A 1,010-nucleotide genomic window follows, 5' to 3' on the forward strand; every position below is an offset into this window, starting at 1 on the left:
CCGGTGCATCCCGCTGCTACTGCAGTGATGGTAAAGGTTACTGTTACGGGTGCATTGGTGGTATTGGTTAAGTTTCCAGAGATGTTTCCGCTTCCACTTGCGGCCATTCCTGTTACAGCTGCGGTGTTGTTTCTGGTCCAATTAAAAGTTGTAGATGCTACAGAACCCGTAATTACCATAGGTGTTATAGCAATTCCGGAGCAGATAGTTTGGGTCGGATTTGTTGCTGACGCATTTGGAGTCGGGTTAACCAAAACAGTAGCTGTTATGGATACGCCAGTGCATCCCGCTGCTACTGGAGTAATGGTAAAAGTAACTGTTACAGGTGCATTGGTTGTATTGGTTAAGCTACCGGCGATGTTTCCGCTGCCGCTTGCGGCTATTCCTGTTACAGTAGCTGCATTATCCCGGGTCCAATTAAAGATGGTAGCAGTAACATTCCCGGAAAGAACCATTGTAGCAATCGCATTACCTGAGCATATGGATTGACTACCGTTTGTTGCTGTTGCATTTGGTGTCGGATTAATCGTAATAGTTGCCACGCTGGAATCATTCACACAAGGTGATGTTCCGGTAATGGTATAGGTGAATGTACTGTTTGTTGCTCCAACTGCGGGGGTAAAAGTTCCTGCTCCTGCATTAAAAGTTCCTCCTGTTCCCGAAGACCGTACCCAGGTTCCCCCGGAATGCTCGCCGGTAATCAAACCAAATAAATCAATCGCAGTTGTACTGGAATCACAAATAATTGTACTTCCGGCTGAACCTGCATTAGGTTGCGCATTGATCGTAATAGTTGCCACACTGGAATCATTCACACAAGGTGATGTTCCGGGAATGGTATAGGTGAATGTACTGTTTGTTGCTCCAACTGCGGGGGTAAAAGTACCTGCTGCTGCGTCAAATGTTCCCCCGGTTCCGGAGGGTCGGCTCCAAGTTCCTCCGGATTGTTCTCCCGTAATCAAACTAAGTAAATTGATAGCAGTGGTACTGGAATCGCACACAACGGCACT

1 protein-coding gene is annotated in these 1,010 nt (G+C 47.1%); it reads right to left on the reverse strand.

Translation table 11 applies throughout. The features are described 5' to 3' along the window. On the reverse strand, window positions 1–1,010 hold a 1,010-nt coding region (locus FNW07_RS13860; RefSeq protein ID WP_305069005.1), incomplete at both ends, for a PKD-like domain-containing protein.

This window comes from Flavobacterium sp. GT3R68 (assembly GCF_007109225.1).
Taxonomy (GTDB): domain Bacteria; phylum Bacteroidota; class Bacteroidia; order Flavobacteriales; family Flavobacteriaceae; genus Flavobacterium.